Below are 22,496 nucleotides of genomic sequence, written 5' to 3' on the forward strand. Positions count from 1 at the left end.
CTAGAGCAACTCCGCGGTCTCTAGGAGGGGGGTGTCGGCCAGGGCGACTTGGACGTCGACTTGGACCGCGCAGGCGGGGCAGAACAGGCGGCGGATCTCGAAGCGGTCGGCACCGAGGCGGGCTGATGGCCAAGGGGAGCGCTCGTCGACCGGGGAGCGGCCCAGCTTGAGCAGACTGACCAGTGGCTCCGTGGTGGGGCCGTGGTCGTGGCCGCAGCGGCGGCAAAGGAAGCGACCGTTGGCTAGCACGACGGTAGAACTAAGCCGTCGACCGGTGGGGGGTTCTTCCCGCGGGGGCGCGGGGTCTCGCCCGATTCGATTGCGGCGACGCTGCGTTCGCAGTGCCTCGGTGGCCGCCTCGTCACCCACCACCACGCCGTAGTCGCGGGCGGCGCCGGATTCGGTGACCAGTCCCTCGGCCACATCGTGCTCCGCCGCGGCGGGATCGCGGTCGAGAGGATCGCCTACTCCGCCTCCGCCACCGCACAGATTGGCGTACACGTCGCCGGGGGCCAGCTCGCCTACTTGCTTGGGGGGCGGCACCTCAATTGCGCCGTCGGACCGTTCATACACCCCGGTGTGCTGTATACCGGGCTCTCCACCGACTACGCCAGCGGCGGTGGGGGGCTGCTGGCCGTGGGCAAACACGGTGGAGGTCACCGGCTCGGAAGCCCGATGCAACTCGAACGCGTTCTCAAGGCCCACCCCGCCCCGCCATCGGCCGGGCCCTCCGGAGTCGGGCCGCTCCCGGCGGTAGCGGTAGAGCACTGGGTAGTGCTGCTCGTTGGTCTCGATGTTGGTACATAGCCCGGCAGGGGAGGTCAGATAGCCGCCGGTGTCAGGTCCGTCGCCACCCCACCACGCGCCAGACCCGCCGGGCAGGCCGTCGAGCAGCATGGCCGAGAAGTCCCGCCCGTCGTCGAAGGCGCCTGAGATGGTTTGGGTGAACGATCCCGACACACACGACGCCAGGATCTGGTTTCGCACGTCCGGGTTTTCGGAGGCGTCGAACATCCGGCTGAGGCAGACGTTTACTGCGGTGCGCACCTCTTGGCCCGCGGCAGTCACTCCCATCGACATGCCCGCCGGCCACAGGCAGTCCACGATGGTGCCAGGCGTGGTGTCAACCTCCATGACCCGCCAAAACGCGGCCGGTGTCCAGGGCAGGCCGTAGCCCAGCACGGTCATCACCGCGGCCATGGCGTAGCTGGAGGTGATGGCCCGACTGGTGTTGATCAGCGCCGGGGCCTGGGGGCTGGCGTCGGTGAAGTCCAGATGCAGAGAGTCGCCCTGCTTGGTCATGGTCAAGCCGATCTCGTACACCTTGTCGTGGACGCCGTCGTGTTCTACCAGCCCGCGGTGACGCCACCGCCCGTCGGGCAGCGAGGCCAACCGAGCGCGCACCGCGGCCTCGGTGCGGTCGATCAGACCGTCGAGCACGGCCACCACCCTGTCGGTGCCGTAGCGATCGCACAGCCCGTTCAGCCGGTTGCCCACCACCCGGTTGGCCTCGATCTGGCCCAGCAGGTCGAGCCGGTTCAGCTCCGGGGTGCGTGAGCGACCGAGGTACTCCTGCTCGACGCCGGCCACCAGCTCCCCGCCCTGCACGATGCGGGTGGGGGCCATGGGCACCGCCTCCTCGTAGATGGACGTCGCCCCCACGGTGATCGATCCGGGCACCGGCCCGCCCACGTCGTTCTGATGGACGCATGACCCGCACCAGGCGATCAGCTCGTCGCCCCGGAACACGGGGGCCACCACCATCACATCGGGCTGGTGGGGGGCGCCCACATAGGTGTCGTTGGTGATGAACATGTCGCCGGGACCGATGCCGGGGTCTTCGTTGAATTGCTCGATCACGTAGCGCACCACTTGGCCCAATGCCGCGGCGTGCACCAGGACGTAAGGGCCGGCCAGCGCCACTTCGCCGGTTGCGGTCAAGATGCCGGAGTTGAAGTCGTTGCCCTCGGTGGCGATGGGCGAGCCCGACACCGCCACGATGGCGTCAACCGCCTCGTCGTTGATGGCCCACAGCCGATTGCGAAGCACCTCGAACAAGGCGGCACTGGTCATGACGGCGGCCCCGGGAACAGGCGGGTGTGGCCCTCCGCGGTGATCTCCGCCCGGTCGCCGGGGCGCAGCACGATGGAGGTGGACGGATGGTCGATGAACGCCGGTCCATCCAGGTGGGTATCGGGGGCTAAGCGGGGGCCGTCGTACACCGGACAGTCGACGACCTGGCGGTCGAACCAGGCGGCGCGGCCCCCGGCCCTCTGCGATTCCGATGTCGAGGAGGATCTCGATCCAGCCCCTATGTCGCCACCCGCCGCACCCAGCGCCGAGAACACTGATGCGGCTGCTGGCACCACCACCTCGCCCACCCCCACCTCGGCGGCGTAGCGGGTGGCGTACTGGGGGGCGGCGCCCCCGTAGGCCAACATGACGAAACCGGTGGGATCGTGGCCCCGCTGCACGGTCACCCGGCGGATCAGATCGGCCATTTGGGAACAGGCCACGCCTACCACTGCGTCGGCGGCATCGGGTACTGACAACCCCAATGGAGCGGCCACCTCTCGTTCCACGGCATGGGTTGCTGCCGCGCGGTCCAGGTCCACCACGCCGCCCAGTTCGCTCATGTGGCCCAGGGCCACCGCCGCATCCGTCAGGGTAGGGGCGGTCCCGCCCCGGCGATAGCACGCCGGGCCAGGTTGGGCGCCGGCCGACTGCGGCCCCACCCGCAGGCTGCCTAGCACCGGGTCGATCCAGGCCAGCGACCCGCCGCCGGTACCGATCGACACCACCTCGACCACGGGATGAGCAAGGGCCCACCGCCCGATCATCGGTCGGCGGGCCACCGTGACCTCGCCATCGGTAATCAGACCCACATCGAAGCTGGTGCCGCCCACATCAGTGGCAATGGCCTCGGAACGGCCCAGCGCATTCGCCAGCTTGGCTGACGCCAAAAGGCCGGCCACCGGTCCGGATTGCAACGTCTCCACTGATCGCAGGGCATCGCCAACCGCGCATGAGTCGCCACGGGACTGCATGACCCGGAGCTGGCCGGCAAACCCTCGTTCGGCCAGCGCATCAGCCAGCGCCTGAATCTCATCGGCCACCAGCGGGGCGACGTAGGCGTCGAGCACCGCGGTCATGGTCCGCTCGTACTCGCCGATTCGGGGAACAGCCGACGACAGCGTCACATGGGCTTCGGGGTGGATTCGGCCGATCAATTCGGCGACACGGTGTTCGTGGCGGGGGTCGGCCACTGACCACAGCAGGCTGACCGCGAAGCTCGTCACCCCATCTTCTCGCAGTGACTCCACCGCGGCGACAACCGCAGCCTCGTCCAGCGGGCGCACTACCTCACCGGCTGAGTCGATCCGCTCAGGCACTCCCACTATCCGCCGTCGGCTCAACAGCATCGGGGGTTTGGACCAGCAGATGGCCTCGGTGGCTTCGGCGGGGGACAGTCCAGCCACTTTGGCCGCCCGGGCCACCGGCAAAGTGGCTTCGAATCCCTCGGTAGTGATGAGGGCGATGGGGGCTCCGCTGCCGGTCAGGAGCGCGTTCAGCCCGACGGTGGTGGCGTAGTCGACCGAGTCGGCCTGGCTCAGCACCTCGCGGGCGGTCAGGTTGAGATCAGCGGCGGCGGCCTCCACCGAGGCCAGCGCCCCGGCGATGAGGTCGCCGGGGGTCGACAAGGCCTTGCCCTGCCCGATTGGGACAAATCCTTCCGCGGCGCCTGTCACCACCACCGCGTCGGTAAATGTCCCCCCGGTGTCAATGCCGATGCGCACAGCTCCGAGGGCAGGAGGGGTCAGAGTAAGCGCAGCCTCAGCGGTTGACGCCCTGGTTCCGGGTGGTGAACCTGGCCAGGTCGAGGTCTTTGCCCTGGTGGCGGCCCTTGTCCATCGACTGCACCGAGATGTCGTGGTCGGCGGCCGAGGCCCGCAGCGCTCCGACGGTGCAGTCGGCCCGGTCGCGGTGGGCGAAGGGGTCGAATTGGTACCAGGCCATGGCGTTGAGGTGGGTGATCTTGTCGACCTCGTCGTCGGGCACCCCGGTCAGCGTCTCGTCCAGAAGCTCAGGGGCGTTGGGCCAGGTGGAATCGCTGTGGGGGTAGTCCATTTCCCAGCAGATGTTGTCGATGCCGATCTCGTGGCGCAGGGCAACTCCCACTGGGTCGTTGATGAAGCAGGTCAGGAAATTGCGCCGGAACACCTCGCTGGGCAGCAGGTTGTCGAAGTCCTGCCCGGTCCACAGGTGGTGCATGTCGTAGGTACGGTCGGCCCGGTCCATGAAATAAGGGATCCACCCGGTGCCGCCCTCCGACAGAGCGATCTTCAGGTCGGGGAAGCGGCGGGGGATGGGCGACCACAAAAGGTCGGCCGCCGCATGGCTGATATTCATGGGCTGGAGCTGGATCATCACGTCCATAGGGGCATCAGGTGCGGTGACGACCATCTCGCCCGAAGAGCCCAGGTGAATGGAGCACACCGTGCCGGTGTCGCTGAACGCCTGCCACAGCGGATCCCAGTAGTTGCTGTGGAAGCTGGGCTCGCCCAGTTTGGCCGGGTTCTCGGTGAAGGTCATGGAGTGGCACCCAAGTTCGGCCACCCGGCGCACCTCGGCGGCGCACTCCTCTGCGCTCCAGATCATGGGCAGGGCCATGGGGATGAACCGGCCCGGGTAGGCCCCGGCCCACTCGTGGATGTGCCAGTCGTTGTAGGCCCGGATCAAGTCGCCGGCGAATTCTTTGTCGGGGTGGTTGGCGAACAGCCGGGCGGCAAATCCGGGAAACGACGGGAAGCACATCGAGCCCAACACCCCGGCGGCGTCCATGTCTTTGATGCGATCGTGGACGTTGTAGCAGCCGGGGCGCATCTCGTCGAAGGCGGTGGGCTCGATGCCGTACTCCTCCTTGGGCCGCCCGGCTACCGCGTTCAAGCCCACGTTGGGGATGATGGCGCCGTTGAACGACCACACATCGTCACCCGATTCGGTTTGGATCACCCGGGGGGCTTCATCCCGCCATTTCGCGGGGAGATGGTTGTCGAACATGTCGGGCGGCTCGCACAAATGGTCATCCACGCTGACCATGATCATGTCGTTGAGGTCCACAGCATCCTCCGTTGTTCTTCGTCCTTCGCCGGTGTGACCCCAACGATACTTGGCGCAGTAGTATTCGCCAGCCGAGCTATCCCCCCAGCAGTCCCAGGAGGCCCCCGATGTCCAACCCCATGAGCTACGAAGGCCGCAATGTCGTGGTCACCGGCGCGTTCTCCGGCGTGGGTGCCGCACTGGTGGATCTGCTGTCCGATCTGGGTGCGGCGTCGATCACTGCACTGGACATCAAGGAGCCTGAGGGGCCGATTACCCGGTACATCCCCACCAATATGGGCGATCCGGTGGCGGTGGACGAGGCCGCCGCGGCCATCGACGCCCCCGTGCACGTGCTGTTCAACAACGCTGGCATCGCGGCCACCTTCTCCCCTGAAGACGTGATGAAGGTCAACACCCTGGGGCTTATGCGGCTGACCGACGCCCTGCTGCCCAAGATCCCGGCTGGGGGCGCGGTAGTCAACACCGCCTCCATTGCGGGGATGAACTGGCCAGCCCACCAGGCCGAGATCACCGAGCTTCTGTCTATCGACGATTGGGACAAGGCGGTGGCCTGGGTAGAAGAGCACCCCGAGGTGGTGGCCGACGGCTACATGTTCTCCAAGGAGTGCGTGCAGATCTTCACCATGCAGGCCGCCAAGGGGATGCTGGCCAACGGCGTGCGCATCGCCAGCGCCTGCCCGGCGCCCATCGATACCCCGCTGCTGCCCGATTTCAAAAAGACCATGGGCGAGGGCATGATCGACTGGACGGCGGCCAACGCCGGGGGCCGCTACGTGACCGCGGCCGAGGTGGCCAACCTGCTGGCCTATCTGGGATCGGACGCGGCGTCGTTCGTGTCCGGAGTGAACGTGAACATCGACAACGCCTTCCAGGGCTCGATGATCACCGGCCAGGTGGACTTCGGCGAGCTGGCCGGTTAGTCGACTGGGACGCGACCGCTAGGCGGTGGCGGCCAAGCGAGCTTGGAGCTCGGTGGCGTAGGCCGCAACCTGAGCGGCTACCTCGCCAAGCACGCCGGCGTCGAGTCCCTCGGCCAACTCGGGCGCACCGGCTTGGGCCAACATGGGGGCGATTTCGCCGGTTCGGATCTTGCTCACCGCCCACTCGGCGATGGGGCCATGCGCAGTCTCGTCGAAGGGGATGATGTGGTTCCGCCCGCCGCCCCGGTGGTTGTAGTGGTAGTGGGGGGCGTCGTCGAAGAGGTCGAAGCGCAGGTATTCCCACTGGCCGTCGGCGTCGAATACATGCAATGACACACCCCGGTCCTCGATCCCCAGCGGTGCGGTGCGGCGCAGTTCCTCCACGTAGGCCTCGTCGCCTCCGTAGTACTCCACCAGCGCCTCGGGGGTGAGGTTGCGATACTCCACCCCGATCTTGAGCACCCCGGCGTCGAAGTAGGTGGTGTGGGCATCGTCGGGCCGCATGGGCGGCATCTCATAGACGTGGCCGATTTCCATGGCGGCCAGCGTAGCGTGCCGGGCTTGGTGGCCGACTCTCGCTGAAGGGCGGAGGCAGAGAGGTCACTACCATCGGATTCCCATGGCCCAGAGGCGAGTCGACCTGGAGGAGTTTTTCCATCCCGTCGGGGTGGCGGTGATCGGCGGGGTCGACCGCACCCAGACCGAGGACGGGTTGCGGGCGGCGATGAACTCCCGCTGGGGTGAGGGGAATTGGCATCTGGTCAACCCCAAGGGCGGAGCGATCGGGGCGGTGCCGGTCTACGAGACGGTGGCCGACGTGCCCGAGCCGGTGAGCCTGGCGGTGATCTCAACTCCACCGGCGGCGTGCCCCAAAGTTGTGGACGAGTGCGGGGCCGTCGGGGTCCGCTACGCCTTGGTGTTTTCCTCGGGTTTCAGCGAAGTCGGCCCCGAGGGGGCCGCGCTGGAGGCCGAGTTGGGGGAGGCCGGCCGCCGCAACGGCATCCGCATCTTCGGCCCCAACACCAACACCAACGCCTTTGAGCCGGTACCCGAGGTGCCCGGGCTGCGAGGGGGCAAGATCGGGGTGGTCACCCAGTCGGGCCACAACGGCCGGCCCATCATGCAGGGAGTGCACTTCGGCATCGGATTCAGCCGCCAGGTGCCGTGCGGCAACGAGGTTGACCTCGAAGTGAGCGACTTCATCGAGTATTTCGCCTACGACGACGACACCGCGGTTATCGCCGGCTACATCGAGGGCTTCCGGTCGGCCGAGAAGCTTCGCACCGCGCTGGAGGCGGCCAACGCGCAGCACAAGCCGGTGGTGGTCTTGAAGATCGGAGCCACCGACGCCGGATCGCGCATGGCGTCGTCGCACACCGGTCACCTCACCGGGTCGGATGAGGTGATCGATGGGCTGTTTGAGCAGTACGGGGTAGTGCGGGTGCGCGACCTCGACGAATTGCTGGAGACGGCTGCATTGTTCGCCAAGCTGGGGCCGGATGTGGCCGAGGGGGCTGGGCTGTATTCAATCTCTGGGGGATCGAGCACCTTGATGGCCGAAGCCGCTGAGTTGGCCGGCGTTCTCGTGCCTCGCCTGGCCGAATCAACCCAGGAGAAGCTCCACCGGCATATCCCCGGCTATCTCGCGGTCTCCAATCCGGTGGACAATGGAGGCACGTTCATTGTGAGCGAGCCTGCTGAGGTCCGCCAGCAGGTAATTCGGGACATCTGCGACGACCCGGCGGTGGGCTACACGGTGGTAGGGATCACCGGCGCGGTGCCGCCAATGACCGATTTGCTGGGCGACGACATCGTGGTCCTGGTCGACCAGGTAAAGAGGCCGATAATCGCCACTTGGAACTCGATGAAGGTGGACGAGCCGGGCTTCGACCGACTGGTGGAGTCCGGCATACCGCTGTTCCGCTCCTTCCGAGGTTGTTTCGCCGCTCTGGCCGACTATCACCGCTACCAGCGCCGCGGGCAGGGCTTCCGGGTCCGCCCTCCGCTGCTTGGTGCCGTGCCGGAGGCGGCTCAGGCCGTGCTGGGGGAAGCGGTGCCCGACACCGGTGCGCTGTTGCGGGCCTTTGACTTGCCACTGGCCGCCAGCGCGGTGGCCCCGTCGGCTGGCGATGCCCGCCTGGCCGCCAAGGAGATCGGCTTGCCGGTGGCGGTCAAGATCGCCTCAGCCGACTTCCCCCACAAGTCCGATGCCGGACTGGTGCAATTGGGGGTGGACTCCCTAGACGGGGTGGAACAGGCCGCGGCGGCGATCTTTGACCGGGCTCGTGCCGCCGCGCCCGGTGCGGCCATCGAAGGGGTTGAGGTCCAGCAGATGGTGATCGGCGGCACCGAGATGATCGTGGGGGTGACTCGCGATCCCACGCTCGGCGCCGCAGTCATGGTGGGCACCGGTGGGGTGTTCACCGAAGTCTTGGCTGACACTTCTGTCCGCCCGCTGCCTCTAGATGAGGCCGACGCCTACGAGATGATTCGCTCCCTCAAGGGCTTTCCCCTGCTCGACGGTGCTCGGGGTCGCCCGCCCGCCGATGTGGACGCCCTGGTCCAAGTGGTCATGGCCACCGCAACCCTGGCCACCGCCCTGGGGGATCGCCTCACCGAACTCGACCTCAACCCGGTAGTAGTGCTCGACCGCGGCCAGGGCGCCGTAGTCGTCGACCACCTCATGATCCTGGCCGACGAACGCCCGTCGGGCCACTAGGCAGAACCTCGAGAATCTAGTGCGAGTCTGGGGCGTCGAGATCGCCGGGTCCGGTGTCAGCAGCCACTTGACCCATGGACCACGATGTGTAGGATGACCGATTATCGATTGTCTAGGGTAAGACCAGGGAATCAAGGGGGTACCTGCGATGGCGTCCTATTGCCGGCCTCGCACGGTGAGCGAGGTGCTGGCCGCGCTGGCTAGCGCTGAAGGTCACGGTCGAATCCTCGTCGGCGGTACGGACCTCCTCGTCCACCTTCGCAAGGATCCATTCGCCCCCACTGTCGTCGTTGACATCAAGTCCGTCAATGACTTCCCGCCGGCGGTAGAGATTGGCGCTGATACGGTGCGATTCGGCCCGACTGCTCGGATGTCCGAGATCTCAAGCGACCCATTAATTGCAGGCCACCTGCCTGCGCTGGGTGCTTCGGCTCGTGTCGTGGGATCGATCGCCATCCGGAACCGAGCAACTCTTGTTGGCAACATCTGCAATGCCTCTCCGGCGGCTGACACCGCTCCTGCGCTTCTCGTCTACGGCTCGACGGTGACCTTGACCGGCCCCGGCGGCGAGCGGACCATGCCGTTGGCTGAATTCTTCGTCGGGCCTGGCCAAACCCGGTGCGGACCGGACGAGATAGTGATCCGAATCGACGTGCCGATTCCTGATCATGGACATCGTTCAGCCTTCCAACGCCTAACCCGGCGTAGAGGGGTCGACCTTGCGACGGTCAGCGTGGCGGCCGGTGTCGACGCGGACGGCAGGATTGTTCTCGGTTTGGGATGCGTTGGGCCTACACCGCTCTTGACCGATGCCAGTCCACCCGTCGATCTCACTGATCCGGCTGCAATTGAGGGGGCCGTTGAGGAACTGGTATCCATCGCAACACCGATCTCCGATGTCCGGGCCGCACGCGACTATCGCGAGGCAATGGTTCGTGTCCTCTCCGTACGGGCCGTTCAGTCCGCAACAGCCCCTCCCGAGGGAGTGCTGTCATGACGGATATTTTTGTGCACCCGACGAGTGAGGTGGCCGTGGCGCTGGAGGTGAACGGTAACCATGTTCATACCACGGTCCCGGCCCATAGGACGCTGCTCGACATGCTCCGGGACGACTTGGGTCTTCCGGGCACAAAACGCTGTTGCGCCGAAGGTGAGTGCGGTGCCTGCTCGGTGCTCCTGGATGGCGAACTCGTCAACTCCTGTCTCGTGCTCGGTGCCGAGGCCGACGGCGGAGTCCTCCTCACGATCGAGGGGCTGTCCATGGACGGCGTCACCGACCTTCAGGCGGAGTTTCTGGCCGCTGGGGCTGTTCAATGCGGGGTCTGCATTCCCGGTCAGGTCATGGCCGCCGAGCAACTCCTGCGAACGAATCCCGACGCCTCCCGAGATGAGATTCGAGACGTCATGTCGGGAAACCTGTGCCGATGTGCGAGCTACCAGCGGATCGTTGAGGCGATCCAAGCAGCGGCTGTCGGAAGGCGAAGCGATGCCTGACGAAGACCAAGGGCTTTCCTCCAATGGTTCCACTGCTGGCTCCGACCGGGTAGTCGGCCAGCGGGTTCACCGCTACGGGGGTGTAGATCGGGTAACCGGCGCTCAGCGCTACCTGAGCGACCTCACCTTTGTTGATGCGGCGCACGTGGCGTTCGCCACTGTTCCCGTCGGATGCGCCGCGATCGACGCCATCGATACTGGGACGGCGGAGAAGATGCCCGGCGTCATCGCGGTCGTTCACGCCGATGACCTGCCACAGCCCGTGGCGCGGTTCGGGGTCTCTCACAGAGACCGGCCAGTGATCGCGACCGACACGGTCAACTACCACGGCGAGCCAGTGGTCGCAGTCGTCGCCGAGACTGAGGATGAGGCGCGGGCCGCGGCCGACGCCGTCGTCATCCACTACACCGAACTGAGCGGTGTGTACGGGCTCGACGCGGCCCTTGCCGACGACGCCCATTTGGTCCAGGACCCTTCGGTTCGGCCCGGCGATGACCTGAACTCGACCAATGTTCTTGAGCAGGTTGAATACGCATGGGGTGACGTCGACTCGGAGGGCGCTAGTTCGCACACGATCATCGAGGACACCTACACGTTCCCGATGGTCACCCACTTTCCGATCGAGCCCGGCGGAATCGTCGCGATACCGACCGATGACGGCGGCATTGAGATCTACTCGCCGGTCCAGCACCCCTACCTGCTCCAGCGGACGATCGCCGATGTGTGGTCGATTCCACTGTCGCGAGTCCGGGTCATAGCCCCGGACCCCGGTGGGGGATTCGGCGGAAAGCAGACACCCCGGTACGAGCCCCTTATTGCTTTCCTTGCTCTCAAGACGGGACGTACCTGCCGCCTCGTTCTCTCGCTGGAAGAGGCGTTTCAATTGATGCGGCGGTCGGGTTGTCGGATTCACGCCCGCACTGGATTCACAGAGGCGGGCGAGCTGACCTTCCACGATATGCAGGTTGACTTTGTGGTCGGGGCCTATGCCGACGTAGCTCCTCGGGTCATGACCAAGGGCAGCTATGTGGGTGCCGGTCCTTATCGGATCCCTCGCGTTTCGATTGACGCACGCGCTGTCTTGACCAACACCGTCCCCAGCTGCGCTTTCCGAGGGTTCGGTGCCCCCCAGGTTGGGTGGGCGACCGAGTCCCAGCTCGATGCTGGCGCCCGAGCTCTGGGGCTCGACTCGCTTGAGATTCGCCGACGCAACCTTGTTGAGCACGACGAGGCCTTTATACGCGGCGACTACGAGGCCCGGGCGGACGGCCGCTGGCACGAGAGTCTCGAAAAAGCGGCAGAGCTGATCGGCTGGCACGAACCGACCCCACCAGGGCGCGGACGAGGCATTGCCGTCGGGATCAAGCCAGGAGCAACAACAGGTTTGTCCCAGAGCTTGGTCCGTCTGCTCTACGACGGCAGCGCCATGGCGTATGCGGGCACGTCGGACATGGGGCAGGGGGCCAGGACCCTCTGGAAGCAGATTCTGGCTGACGAATTGGGCGTTAATCTCGATCTGATCACCATCATCAGCGGCGACACGAATTCCGTGCCCTTCGACCTTCAGACTTCGGCCAGTCGATCTACCGTGTTCATGGGCAACGCAGTCCTCGCGGCGTGTGAAGACATCCGCGACCGAGTTCTCGGGCTCTACGCCGAAGCCACCGGCACCGCACAATCTGAGCTTTCGCACTCACCCGGCCAACTTGTGACGCCGTCAGGGGCGATTTCGCTGGTCGAGGCCGCCCAGACCGCACTGGGCGGGCTGCGAGGTGAGTTCGTCGGCCAGGGAACCTGCCGGCTATGGGGGGAGAAGGGTCACCCGCTCGGTGGCGACGCGGCGTTCTACGAATTTAATGCCACGGCCATAGAAGTAGAGGTGGATCGCTCCACGGGCGAGGTCTTGCTGACCAAGCACGTGGCAGTCGGCGATGTAGGGACAGAGATCAATCCACTACAGGTCGTCTCCCAGGATGAGGGCGCCGCGATCATGGGACTGGGTCACAGCCTCATGGAGCAGATGCTGTTCGACGAACACGGCCAGATCCTCAACCTGGGCGCGATCGACTATCGGATCCCGACCTTCAACGATGTTGCTCTCGACATGCAGACTGCGTCCATCGAGAACCACGATGGCCCTGGTCCCTACGGGTGCAAGGGCATCAGCGAGGGCGCGCTGCTTTGCACGGCGGGCGCCTTGGGCGCGGCGGTTGCCGACGCGATCGGCACACCGGTTCGCGACCTCCCGATCACCGCGGAGCGAGTGTGGCGCACCATCCGCGATGCCAACCACGACTCGCCGGAGTAGCCGTGCGACTCCCCACGACAAGAACGAACTGACAACAACAAAGGAGACAGACCAATGCCGAACACCACCGTGTGCCTCGCAGGTACCCTCGACACGAAAGGCGCTGAATACGAGTTCGTGCGCGGCCGTCTCATCGAAGCCGGCGTCGACGTATTGGTGATCGACTGCGGGGTTCTCGGAACTCCGCACTTCGCCCCCGACATCTCCGCAGACGAGGTTGCCAGCGCGGCCGGGATCGACCTAGCTGATTTCCGTGCCGGCGTCGAAGGCGCCGGAGGACGCGTCGCCGCAGTTGAGAGCATGGGCGAGGGCCTCGCCACCGTGCTTGGCGACCTCGTGTCAAGCGGACGCATCCAGGGTGTGTTGGGCTTGGGTGGGTCCGGCGGCACCTATCTGCTCACCGATGCCTTCCGAAAGCTACCGCTCGGATTTCCCAAGCTCATGGTCTCGACCATGGCGTCGGGGGACGTCCGTCCCTATGTCGGGCATTCCGACTTGCATATGGCTAACGCGGTGACCGACATCGCCGGTATCAACAACGTCTCCAAGCTGGTGCTGTCCAATGCCGCAGGATCGATCGCGGGGATGGCTCAGGGATACGAGACCACCAAGGCACTGGCCACAGAGGGCGAGCCGCTGATTGCCATCACGATGTTCGGGGTCACAACCCCAGGCGTGATGCGAATTCGCGAACAACTCGAGTCCGAGGGTTTTCAGGTCGTCACCTTCCATGCCGTCGGGGAAGGCGCTGGCATGGAGCACCTCGTCGACGAGGGCATCATCGACGGACTCATCGACTTCACGCTGGCCGAACTGCTCAACACCTGGAATGACGGCATCTTCAGTATCGACATCGAGCGGATGTCGGCCGCCACCCGCAACAGCATTCCGCTTGTGGTAGTTCCCGGGGCAGTGGAGTGCTTCAACTTCGCGGCGCCCGAGACCATTCCCGAGAAGTACAACACCCCCGAGCGCAACATCATTCTCCACAACCCCAACATCACGTCGCTGCTGGCCACCCCCGACGAGATGACTCGGCTCGGCGAATACGTGGCCGACCACGTGAACCGAAGCCTTGGGCCCAAAGCAGTTGCTTTGCCCCTCCAGGGCCTCGACAACTACTTCAAGGAAGGCAGCCAGTGGCACGGGGTGGACATCACGCCGCTGTTCGACTCCATTCGCTCAAACCTCGATCCGTCCACCGAGCTCGTCGAGATGGACAATCTGATCAACGACGAGCCCTTTGCCGACGCGGTCTTCGGTCTGTTTATGGAGCGTTGGAAGCAGGCTCAATCCCAGTGAGCTCTGGGCAACGCGGGATAGGGCGACCGCGATGACCGCTCGAGGCGGGCGCGCGGTGCAAGCGATTCTCCTTCGGCACGGCCAGGTCGCCCACCACCGGAGCGATGTGGGTCTCACCGATCTGGGGGTTGCGCAGTCCGAAGCCGCCGGTCGCTGGTTCGCAGAACAGGGAGTAGAGATCGAATCCCTGCTTAGCGGCGAGACGGCACGTACCCTCGACACGACTACCGCGTTCGCGGCCGGTTATCGCGGTGTTGCCGATTCTCCCGAGCTGCCTGATCCCGCAGTGAGTTTCGCCCTCCGAAACCCCGACCTCTACCTCGGCGGGCACCGGGTGAATATTGCAGAGGGCGCCGAGGCCATCGCGGCGCAGGCACCCGGCATCGGACCCCAGGATGTGGTCCGCTCTCCGTTTTTTGGAGAACTGATCAGCGCCGAGGAGCGGGTCGGCTACTGGCTGGAGCATCCGAACCCGCCTGGAGAAGATGCCCACGCCGTTGCCCGGCGGATCGTGTCATTCGTTCGTAGCCTCGCCGACGGCGCCGGGCGAGCGGGGGCAACCATCGTGGCCATCACCCACTCGCCGGTGCTTCGGGCCGTCCGGCTTGGATTCGAGAACGTCTACACGCGGGAGCCCCCGTTCCTTCACGGCTTCTCGCTCATCGCTGGCCAAACCGGCGACATCTCGTTCTCCTTGTTCGAAACAGACACAGGGGACATCCCGGCGACAGCAAAGCCGGGGCCTGGATTCGAGGAGTCCTGATGCGATCCGCAATCATCACCTGCGCACCGACGGGTGCCATCCATACCCCGTCGATGTCGCCCTTCCTGCCCATCACGCCAGAAGAGATCGCCACCGCCGCCATTGGCGCCGCAGAAGCTGGTGCTGCGGTCGTACACCTCCACGTGCGCGATCCCGAGGATGGTCATCCGGTCCAAGATGTCGGCCTGTTCCGGGAGCTGCTCGGTCACATTCGGGGCGAGAGCGAGGTGGTAATCAACGTCACCACCGGAGGCAGTCCCCACATGACCGTTGATGAGCGCATTCGCCCGGCTTTGGAGCTCGCCCCCGAACTCGCCTCGCTCAACATGGGCACCATGAACTTCGGCCTCTACCCCATGCTGGAGCGCTTTCCCGAGCTTCGCTATGAATGGGAACACCTCCATCTGGGCAACAAGGCCCTGATCTTCCGAAACTCATTCGAAGACATCGAGCGCATTCTTAAGTCATGCGGAGATCAGGGCACTCGGTTCGAGTTCGAGTGCTACGACACCGCCCATCTCTACAATTTGGCCCACTTTGTCGACCGGGGCCTGGTGGAGCCCCCGCTCTTTGTGCAATCGGTGTTCGGCATCCTCGGGGGGATGGGGGCCGATGTCGACGATGTGATACACCAACGCCGTACGGCTGAACGGCTCTTTGGCGACGACTTCGAATGGTCGGTACTCGGCGCAGGTGCCGCCCAGACCCGCGTGGCCGCGCTGTCGCTGGCGCTTGGCGACAACGCCCGGGTGGGTCTCGAAGACTCATTGTGGGACGGTCCGGGCCGCCTCGCCGAGGCGAACCGGGACCAGGTGGAAAGGGTCCGCATACTGGCCGAAGCCGTCCATCGCAGCATCGCTTCTCCGCAGGAAGCTCGTGAGCGACTACAGCTTCGCGGTGTATCATGACCTTTAGTAATCGATAATCGAACGTTTACCCAGGAATCGGTTTCCCATGGTTCTCGACAGTTCCCTACTCGGATCCGAAACTCTCTGCGCCGCAACCAAGCGTCTCCTGCTCGACCGGATTGTCAAGGGCGAGCTCGTGCCGGGGGAGCGCATCGTGGAGAGCCGTCTGGCCAAGGAGCTCGACATCAGTCAATCCCCGGTCCGCGAGGCGCTTCGCGACTTGGCCGCCGCCGGCCTCGTTGATATCGAGTCACGGCGAGGGGCGAGGGTACGCAAGCCCACAAACCGCGAGCTCTGCGACGTCAGCGAGGTGCGGGCCGAGATCGACGCACTAGCGGCTCGGCTCGCAGCCGAGCGGCTGGATGACGACACAATCGAGGAACTCCAGAATGCGCATCGGCTCATGTCCGATCGGCTCGAGGCCGGTGACTACGTCGGAATGACCGAGGCAGACGCCGGATTTCATCGCATCATCGTCCGAGCATCGGGGAACGGCGCTGCCGAACGAGTATTTGGGCAACTCGAGCCGTTCGCCCGCACCTTCATCACGCTCACGTCACCAAATGTGCCGCTCCGTGGGATTCTGGCCCAGCACAGCGGGATCCTTGAGGCGCTCATCAAGCGCGATCCCGACTTGGCCGCCAGCCGGGCGAGGGCCCACCAGCTCAGCGTGCGAAAGATGTTCTTTCAAGCCGATCACGGCGAGTTGGCGGACAGCGAAGCGGTTTCAGAGAACTAGCCGGCCGCCTAGCCCCCGGCGCGGCAGTTTGCGCAGGGGATTCACGGGCTGAGCCCATGGAACATTCTCCTTGACCGCCCCTCCCATGTTCGCGATAATCGATTATCGACTAGTGAGGGGGCTTGGGGGGGCCAAGATGTCGAGGAACGCGGTGAATTTGGGTCACGTGGGCGGACGCTGTTCGTGACCCCCCAGACGTCGGAAGAATCGGCGAAACCAGAGACGGCTGCGCCACTTGGCGAGCGCGAAGGCTGGTCCAAGCTCGTGCGGGCGCCGGCATGGGCTGTCAGCATCGCCGTCGCCGTAGTCGTTGTCGTACTCGCGGCGCTGTTCGACTTCTGGGCCACAACATTCGTGGTCGGCGCAACTGAAAACGCCCCGTTGGTGCTAGCCGCCTTCGGCTTTGCTCTTCTGTACCGCCTCACCGGCCTCCTAAATGTCGCCTACGCCGAGACCATCACGCTCGGCGCATACTTCGCGGTCTGGATGAATAACTCGTGGGGTTTGGGGTTCTACGTGGTGCTTCTCCCCGCCGGCCTGCTCGCTGGGGTGCTCAGTGTCGTCACCTATCTCGCGATATTCCGCTTTGCCAAGGGACGGCGGGTGGGAAACCTCGAGATGATCGTCATCTCATTTGGATTGTCGATTTTCTTGCAACACGGTTTGCAGTTCGTATTTGGCTACCGCCGACGCGCCTTCGACATCCCGCCTCCCGACACGATCGAAGTGTTCGGGGTCGGGGTTTCCTCGTTTCGGCTGCTGGCTTTGGCCAGCGTCGCCGCTCTGACCACAATCGTGTACCAGTTCATCCAGCGCACGAGCCATGGACTCCAGATCCGAGCGCTGGCTAGCAATGAGGGTTTGGCCCAGGCGAGTGGAGTTCGGCCCCTCCGCGTGACCATTTTGATCTGGTTCGTCGCCGGGTTGTGCGGTGGTCTGGCCGGCGTGTTCTACGGGGCGGGAGCCTCCGTAGAGTCGTTCCTCGGCATCGACGAGCTCCTCTTGATATTGCTAGTGGTGCTAGTCGGGGGAATCTGGGGCCTGCTCGGTGTGGTTGTGGTCGGCATGGCCACTGGCGTAGCTCTGACCGGGATCACGCTGGAGTACGGCAACAGTCTGTACGCGGAGCTCGTTCTCGTTGTCGTCTTTCTCGGTGTGCTCAAGTTCCGTGGTCGTCGGCTCACCGACGCATCGAAGGTTTGACGATGAGCCTCGACTGGCTTGACGCGTTCCTCATCTTTGGTGCCTTCAAGGTTGTGGAAATCATGGGCCTTGGCCTCTTGGTGCATCTCCAACTCGGCCTGACCCGGATCGCCAACTTTGGGGTTGTGGGTTTCTGGGGGGTGGGGTTGTATGCGTTCGGCGTTGCCCATCTGAAGGTGGATTGGCCATTCGGGGATCCATACCAGTTCCTCGTGTGTGCGGCGATAGCCACCGTTGTGGCCGCGGCAGCCGGACTAGTCGTCGGATGGTTGATCTCAGATCTCGACGACGACGGAACACTCGTTGGAACCCTTGGATTTGCCACGATCGTGGTGATCCTTGCCACTACGCAACAAGGGTTGACGGGAGGGGCACTAGGCCTCGGAGGCCTTGGCTTCCCATACGACTTCGGTCGGGTAAAGACCCACGAGTTCACGTGGCTGCTGATCACAACAGGAGTGGTAGTCCTGATCTTCGCCTACGCCTGGAGGGTCTACCGCACGCCCCACGGGCGTCTGTTGATTGCCGTTGGTGCCAACGAAGCGCTGGCTCGCAGCCTGGGCAAGTCCGCGACCGCGACCCGGCTCCGCATGATGACGGTCACGTCAGGCGCCATGGGACTACTCGGGGCGATGCACGGGGTCATGGTGCGATCGCTGGAAATCAACAGCCTTGATGTCAGCGTGACTCTGGCTGCCCTGGCTGCGTTGATACTCGGCGGCACGGCCCGGGTGTTTGGTGCCGTGGTCGGCGTCTTGTTGACTGTCGCCCTTTTCGACATCGTGATCCAGTTCTATATTCCGATTCCGGACGGGTGGAATACCCAGGCTCTCCCCGTGGCCCGCGAGGCCGTGTTCGGTGCCGCCATCGTCCTCATGTTGATATTCCGGCCCCAAGGACTGCTCGGGCAGATGCGGCGTCCTGCGCTCATGCGGAGGCTCCACAGTGACTGGTGACGTCCTTCGGCCGCAGATACTTGTACGCGACGTCACCAAGTCTTTTTCAGGTCGCGTTGTCGTTGACGTCGACGAGCTCGTACTCGGTGATGTCCCGGTGGAGGGATTGCTTGGTCCCAATGGCGCGGGCAAAACAACGCTGATGCGCCTCATCATGCACTCGATCCCGCTGGACGGGGGGACGGTCACCCTTAGCCGGCCTGGACAGCACGATGTGGTGCTGTCATCCACTCGCACCAGCCGAATGGCAGGGCTTGGCGTTGTCAAGTCGACCCAGGTGATCACCGACTTCGAACACCTCACCATCCTCGACTCCGCACTATTGGCGGTGACTGAGGCGCGCTACGAGCATCCCTTCGCCGCGGCCACGGATCGATCCGTGCGCAAGCGCCACGAAGATGAGATCCGCCACTGGCTCGAGTATTTCGGCTTCGATGATCCGCTGGCCGTCGCCCTCTCAGGCGGAGACAAAAAGTTGCTCGACATCGTGCGCTGCCTCCTGCTCCAGCCCGCAGTTCTTCTGTTGGACGAGCCGACGGCCGGTCTTTCCGAAGACCACACCGAGCGGGTGAAGGCCGCCGTGCGACAGCTGGCCAGCACGGGTACTTCGGTGGTGATCGTCGAGCACGACCTGGATGTGATCTGGGACCTGTGCGATGAGGTGATCTTCATGGCTGAGGGAAAAGTTCTCTTGAAGGACGACCCCGCTACGATTCGGGCCAACCCAACGGTGGTCGAGAGCTACTTGGGGGTCGGAAGTGCGTGAACAAGCGGTGGCCCCTGGCGGCGGCGACGTATCCGTGACGCCGGCAGTGTCGGTGAACGGGCTTTCGAGCGGATACGGAAGCGTCGCGGTACTCCACAAAGTCGAGTTCACCGTCGGCCACGAGATCTTCGCGGTGCTGGGTGCGAATGGCGCTGGAAAAACAACGCTGCTGGCAACTCTCGCCGGGCTCCTACCAGTCTTTTCGGGCTCCGTTGCCTATCACGGAACCGATGTCACGAAACTCGCGGCGTCGGAGTCGGCGCGCCTCGGAGTTGGGTACGTGCCCCAGGAAGCCTCGGTGTTCCCAGACCTGACCGTGCTCGAAAACCTCACCGTCGGCGGGATGATTGGCACTAGACCTCATGAGGAACGCCTCGAAGAGGTGTTCGAGACGTTTCCCGATCTCCGCAGCAAGCTACATCTCCGGGCCGGGAACCTCAGCGGTGGCGAGTCGAGGATGGTGGCTTGCAGCCGCGCCCTGATGCAGGACCCGACCGTGCTGCTGCTCGATGAGCCCACGGCCGGTCTTTCACCGCTCTACCTGGAACTCTTCTTCGAGAAAGTCGCCGAAATACACCGGACCCGCGGGGTGTCCATCGTGCTGACAGAGCAGAACGCAACCCAAGCCCTCGGCATCGCCGACCGGGTGATGGTTCTCAGCCTCGGTGTCGGCTCGGAGCCGATGTCTGCCGACGCTGTCACGATCGACCTACTACGAGAGGGATACCAGATCTAGCTCCCTAGGGAGCCAGAGCTTGGACCCCTACCAGGGTCCGAGCAGACATGAAAAGGAGACCAACCATGAAGACCAAGAAAAGGTGGATGCAGGTGATGGCCCTGCTCTTCGGGTTAGTGCTGATTGCCAGCGCCTGTGGAAACGATGACGACGCCCCGAGTTCCGTCGAGCCGTCGGCGCCCGATACCTCCGCTGACGCGGGTGATGCCGCTGACGCTGGCGATGCCGCTGATGCCGGGGATGCCGCTGACGCGGGTGATGCCGCTGACGCGGGTGATGCCGCTGACGAAGCTGCGCCGCCGTCTGATGAACCTGTGATCGTGTGCGAGCTTGCCTATTACACGGGCGAGTTCGGCGCATATGGCCCATCGCTGACGGCCGACGTGCGGTTCCCCATTGAGGAAGTGATCAATGAGGACCCGCCCCTCGGCAGAGAATGGAGACTCGTGTCGGAGGATCTCGGGACGGTCGGTGAGCCGCAGGCGGCCCGGGCGTGCTTGGACCTCCACGACGCAGACGTCATCGTCAGCATCGCCCACGGGTACCGCACATACCGGCCGTTCATGATTGAGCATTGGGCCGAGAACGACAGCCCGATCGTGCCATCGGTCCACGGCGGAGCCATTCCGGGCAATCTGGGCGGATCCGCGGCGGAACCGATTTTCCGAGCTCAGGGCTTGGACGAGGCGCTTGGTACGACAGGCATCCTGTATGCAGAGTCGATCGGCGCCAGCTCGGTTGTCATCTTCGCGACCCAGGTTGAGGGCTTCCAGCTCGCCGCCAACGCCGCACAGGCCGCGGCCGAAAGCGTCGGCATCGAGGTGCTGGACCGAATAGACGCCCCCGCCGAGGAGCCTTCGTATCGGGCGCAGGTAGAGCGCATCGCAGACCTGAATCCGGATGTCGTCATTCTCCAGGTAGGCCCGGTCGAGGCCGGCACCATCATCAAGCAGGCCGCTGAAGCGGGCTTGTCGCTTGAGTGGATAGGCGAGACCGGCATGGTGTTGCAAGAGTTCGTCGAAACCATGGGAGCCGATGTCATCGACACCCAGCAGGGCATCGGCTTTGCTGCGTTCACATTTGATGATTCGACACCGGCATGGGATTACTTCTCGGCTGCTTGGGACGGTACTGCCGGCTACGGCGACGAGTTCGGCCCGGCGACCGACCTTTACCACTTCTCGACCTACGACGTGTTGGTCCACACGGCCCTTGCGGTCGAAGCCGCCGGCTCCTTGATGGCGTCGGACTGGGCCCCGGCAATGCGTGAGGTCGGCTCTGCTCCGGGCACCGTGTGCTACACGTACCTCGACTGCCTGGCACTGATCCGAGCCGGAGAAGACGTTGACTACGAGGGTGTGACCGGTTCAGGTGACTACACCGCGGGCGGTGTGAACAACGTGACATCGGCATACACGCCATTCAACTCCGACGGAACCACGGGAACCGCCGTGATTCTCGACCCAGTTCGCTCGCTGGAAATCATCGACGCCATCGCGACACAAGCGGAGTGCGACGACGACAACAACTGCGAGTGGTAACGGCTCTGCGGTAGCAGACCACCGAACGTCGGAACGGGCGGCATGGCGTACCCCTCCGCGCCACTACCGCCCGTTCCGACGGGTCTCCCTCAATCACATTAGGCAAGACGAATGGATCACGAATCCCCTCAGCGCGACAGAGAGCGCGGGCCTGCGGCATTCCAAACGAATGACGCACTGCTTGACGCATTGCGAATCCCCCAGCAGGGCCGGGTCTTCTCCCTAGCTCTGCCGCGGTTCCATGGCATGCCGCTATTTGCTTCGCACCCGCCGTTCGAGGTGTCGATGTACCGGACACCGCTGGGGCTGCGCGGCGACGGAGAGGAGCCGTGGGGCCCGGTGAACGAGGTCAATCTCGGCTACATGGCGGAGGTAACCAGCGGTACCTCACACTCCGGCGCGCACGTCGATGCTCTTGCCCACATGACCATCGGGCCCGACGACCATTGGTACGCGGGTGTTTCCGCCCACGAACACCTAGGAGACCGCGGCCCCAAAGTCGGCGATGCCAGCAAACTGCCCCACTTCGTTACCCGGGGCGTCCTCTTGGACGTCCCGGGCTATCGCGGCGTTGACGCCCTTGCCGCAGGTGAGCCGATCTACGCCGATGAGCTTCAGGCCGTCGCGCAACGCCAGGAGACCGAGGTGCGCCCCGGCGACGTGGTGTTGATCCGCACCGGCTACCTTTCGAAATGGCCTGATCCAGAGGCATTGGCTCGACATCGGACCGCAGGTCCCGACATCTCCGCCGCCAAATGGCTACTCGACGCTGGCGTTGTGGCGACTGGCACCGACACGGAGACCTACGAGGTCCAACCAGCCCCGGACCTTGGCTCGCCAGCCAATCCTCAACCGGTCCACACCCTCCTGCTCATCGAGGAAGGCATCTACCTCTTCGAGTCGATCTATCTTGAGGAGATCGCACGCGAGGGTGTCCACGAATTCCTGTTCATTGCTCTACCAACGAAGATCGAGGGCGGGACCGGGTCGATGCTCGATCCGGTCGCGATCATCTGA

At 64.6% G+C, this 22,496-nt stretch carries 19 protein-coding genes; 15 read left to right on the forward strand and 4 right to left on the reverse strand.

The window, feature by feature from the left end:
- The 3 genes from ACOGXH_RS06025 to ACOGXH_RS06035 are packed head-to-tail and all read right to left on the reverse strand — an operon-like array spanning position 1 to position 5,121.
- Complete coding sequence (locus tag ACOGXH_RS06025) at positions 1–2,073, reverse strand: hydantoinase B/oxoprolinase family protein (RefSeq protein WP_419928204.1); 2,073 nt, start codon at positions 2,071–2,073, stop codon at positions 1–3.
- The gene (locus ACOGXH_RS06030) at positions 2,070–3,797 is read right to left on the reverse strand and encodes a hydantoinase/oxoprolinase family protein (RefSeq protein WP_419928205.1); all 1,728 of its coding nucleotides are present in this window, start codon (positions 3,795–3,797) and stop codon (positions 2,070–2,072) included. Before ACOGXH_RS06030 ends, ACOGXH_RS06025 begins: the two co-directional genes overlap by 4 nt.
- 37 nt (positions 3,798–3,834) lie before the next feature.
- Positions 3,835–5,121, reverse strand: a complete 1,287-nt coding sequence (locus ACOGXH_RS06035; RefSeq protein WP_419928206.1) for an amidohydrolase family protein — start codon at positions 5,119–5,121, stop codon at positions 3,835–3,837.
- A gap of 107 nt (positions 5,122–5,228) precedes the next feature.
- Between ACOGXH_RS06035 and ACOGXH_RS06040 the strand changes: the two genes are divergently transcribed.
- Complete coding sequence (locus ACOGXH_RS06040) at positions 5,229–6,044, forward strand: coniferyl-alcohol dehydrogenase (RefSeq protein WP_419928207.1); 816 nt, start codon at positions 5,229–5,231, stop codon at positions 6,042–6,044.
- 18 nt (positions 6,045–6,062) lie between these two features.
- Here ACOGXH_RS06040 and ACOGXH_RS06045 read toward each other — a convergent pair whose 3' ends face one another.
- Entirely contained in the window at positions 6,063–6,581 is a 519-nt protein-coding gene (locus ACOGXH_RS06045; RefSeq protein WP_419928208.1) for a DUF7700 domain-containing protein, read from the reverse strand.
- Positions 6,582–6,663: 82 nt separating this feature from the next.
- Between ACOGXH_RS06045 and ACOGXH_RS06050 the strand changes: the two genes are divergently transcribed.
- From ACOGXH_RS06050 to ACOGXH_RS06115, 14 genes are all read left to right on the forward strand, one after another.
- Entirely contained in the window at positions 6,664–8,763 is a 2,100-nt protein-coding gene (locus ACOGXH_RS06050; protein ID WP_419928209.1) for an acetate--CoA ligase family protein, read from the forward strand.
- Positions 8,764–8,911: 148 nt separating this feature from the next.
- Positions 8,912–9,760, forward strand: coding sequence for an FAD binding domain-containing protein (locus ACOGXH_RS06055; protein ID WP_419928210.1), 849 nt, complete (start codon positions 8,912–8,914; stop codon positions 9,758–9,760).
- On the forward strand, positions 9,757–10,257 hold the full coding sequence (locus ACOGXH_RS06060) for a (2Fe-2S)-binding protein (RefSeq protein WP_419928211.1): 501 nt from the start codon (positions 9,757–9,759) through the stop codon (positions 10,255–10,257). Before ACOGXH_RS06055 ends, ACOGXH_RS06060 begins: the two co-directional genes overlap by 4 nt.
- Positions 10,250–12,565, forward strand: a complete 2,316-nt coding sequence (locus ACOGXH_RS06065; RefSeq protein WP_419928212.1) for a xanthine dehydrogenase family protein molybdopterin-binding subunit — start codon at positions 10,250–10,252, stop codon at positions 12,563–12,565. Before ACOGXH_RS06060 ends, ACOGXH_RS06065 begins: the two co-directional genes overlap by 8 nt.
- A gap of 54 nt (positions 12,566–12,619) precedes the next feature.
- Positions 12,620–13,867, forward strand: a complete 1,248-nt coding sequence (locus tag ACOGXH_RS06070) for a Tm-1-like ATP-binding domain-containing protein (protein WP_419928213.1) — start codon at positions 12,620–12,622, stop codon at positions 13,865–13,867.
- Positions 13,868–13,898: 31 nt separating this feature from the next.
- Positions 13,899–14,630: a phosphoglycerate mutase family protein gene (locus ACOGXH_RS06075; protein WP_419928214.1), complete on the forward strand. Its 732-nt coding sequence runs from the start codon at positions 13,899–13,901 to the stop codon at positions 14,628–14,630.
- Complete coding sequence (locus ACOGXH_RS06080; protein ID WP_419928215.1) at positions 14,630–15,538, forward strand: 3-keto-5-aminohexanoate cleavage protein; 909 nt, start codon at positions 14,630–14,632, stop codon at positions 15,536–15,538. Before ACOGXH_RS06075 ends, ACOGXH_RS06080 begins: the two co-directional genes overlap by 1 nt.
- A gap of 46 nt (positions 15,539–15,584) precedes the next feature.
- Complete coding sequence (locus tag ACOGXH_RS06085) at positions 15,585–16,277, forward strand: GntR family transcriptional regulator (protein WP_419928216.1); 693 nt, start codon at positions 15,585–15,587, stop codon at positions 16,275–16,277.
- A 183-nt stretch (positions 16,278–16,460) separates the two neighbouring features.
- Positions 16,461–17,480 carry a branched-chain amino acid ABC transporter permease gene (locus ACOGXH_RS06090; protein ID WP_419928217.1) on the forward strand — a complete coding sequence of 340 codons (1,020 nt, stop codon included), beginning with the start codon at positions 16,461–16,463 and terminating at the stop codon, positions 17,478–17,480.
- 2 nt (positions 17,481–17,482) lie between these two features.
- The gene (locus ACOGXH_RS06095; RefSeq protein ID WP_419928218.1) at positions 17,483–18,436 is read left to right on the forward strand and encodes a branched-chain amino acid ABC transporter permease; all 954 of its coding nucleotides are present in this window, start codon (positions 17,483–17,485) and stop codon (positions 18,434–18,436) included.
- The gene (locus ACOGXH_RS06100; RefSeq protein WP_419928219.1) at positions 18,426–19,202 is read left to right on the forward strand and encodes an ATP-binding cassette domain-containing protein; all 777 of its coding nucleotides are present in this window, start codon (positions 18,426–18,428) and stop codon (positions 19,200–19,202) included. The genes ACOGXH_RS06095 and ACOGXH_RS06100 overlap by 11 nt, the downstream gene beginning before the upstream one ends.
- Positions 19,195–19,938 (forward strand): ABC transporter ATP-binding protein, encoded by a 744-nt coding sequence (locus ACOGXH_RS06105; protein ID WP_419928220.1) that lies wholly within the window; start codon positions 19,195–19,197, stop codon positions 19,936–19,938. Before ACOGXH_RS06100 ends, ACOGXH_RS06105 begins: the two co-directional genes overlap by 8 nt.
- 65 nt (positions 19,939–20,003) lie before the next feature.
- Positions 20,004–21,479: an ABC transporter substrate-binding protein gene (locus ACOGXH_RS06110; RefSeq protein WP_419928221.1), complete on the forward strand. Its 1,476-nt coding sequence runs from the start codon at positions 20,004–20,006 to the stop codon at positions 21,477–21,479.
- Between the two features lie 246 nt (positions 21,480–21,725).
- Positions 21,726–22,496, forward strand: coding sequence for a cyclase family protein (locus ACOGXH_RS06115; protein WP_419928222.1), 771 nt, complete (start codon positions 21,726–21,728; stop codon positions 22,494–22,496).

The organism is Candidatus Poriferisocius sp. (assembly GCF_965208355.1).
In the GTDB taxonomy this organism is placed as follows: domain Bacteria; phylum Actinomycetota; class Acidimicrobiia; order Acidimicrobiales; family Bin134; genus Poriferisocius.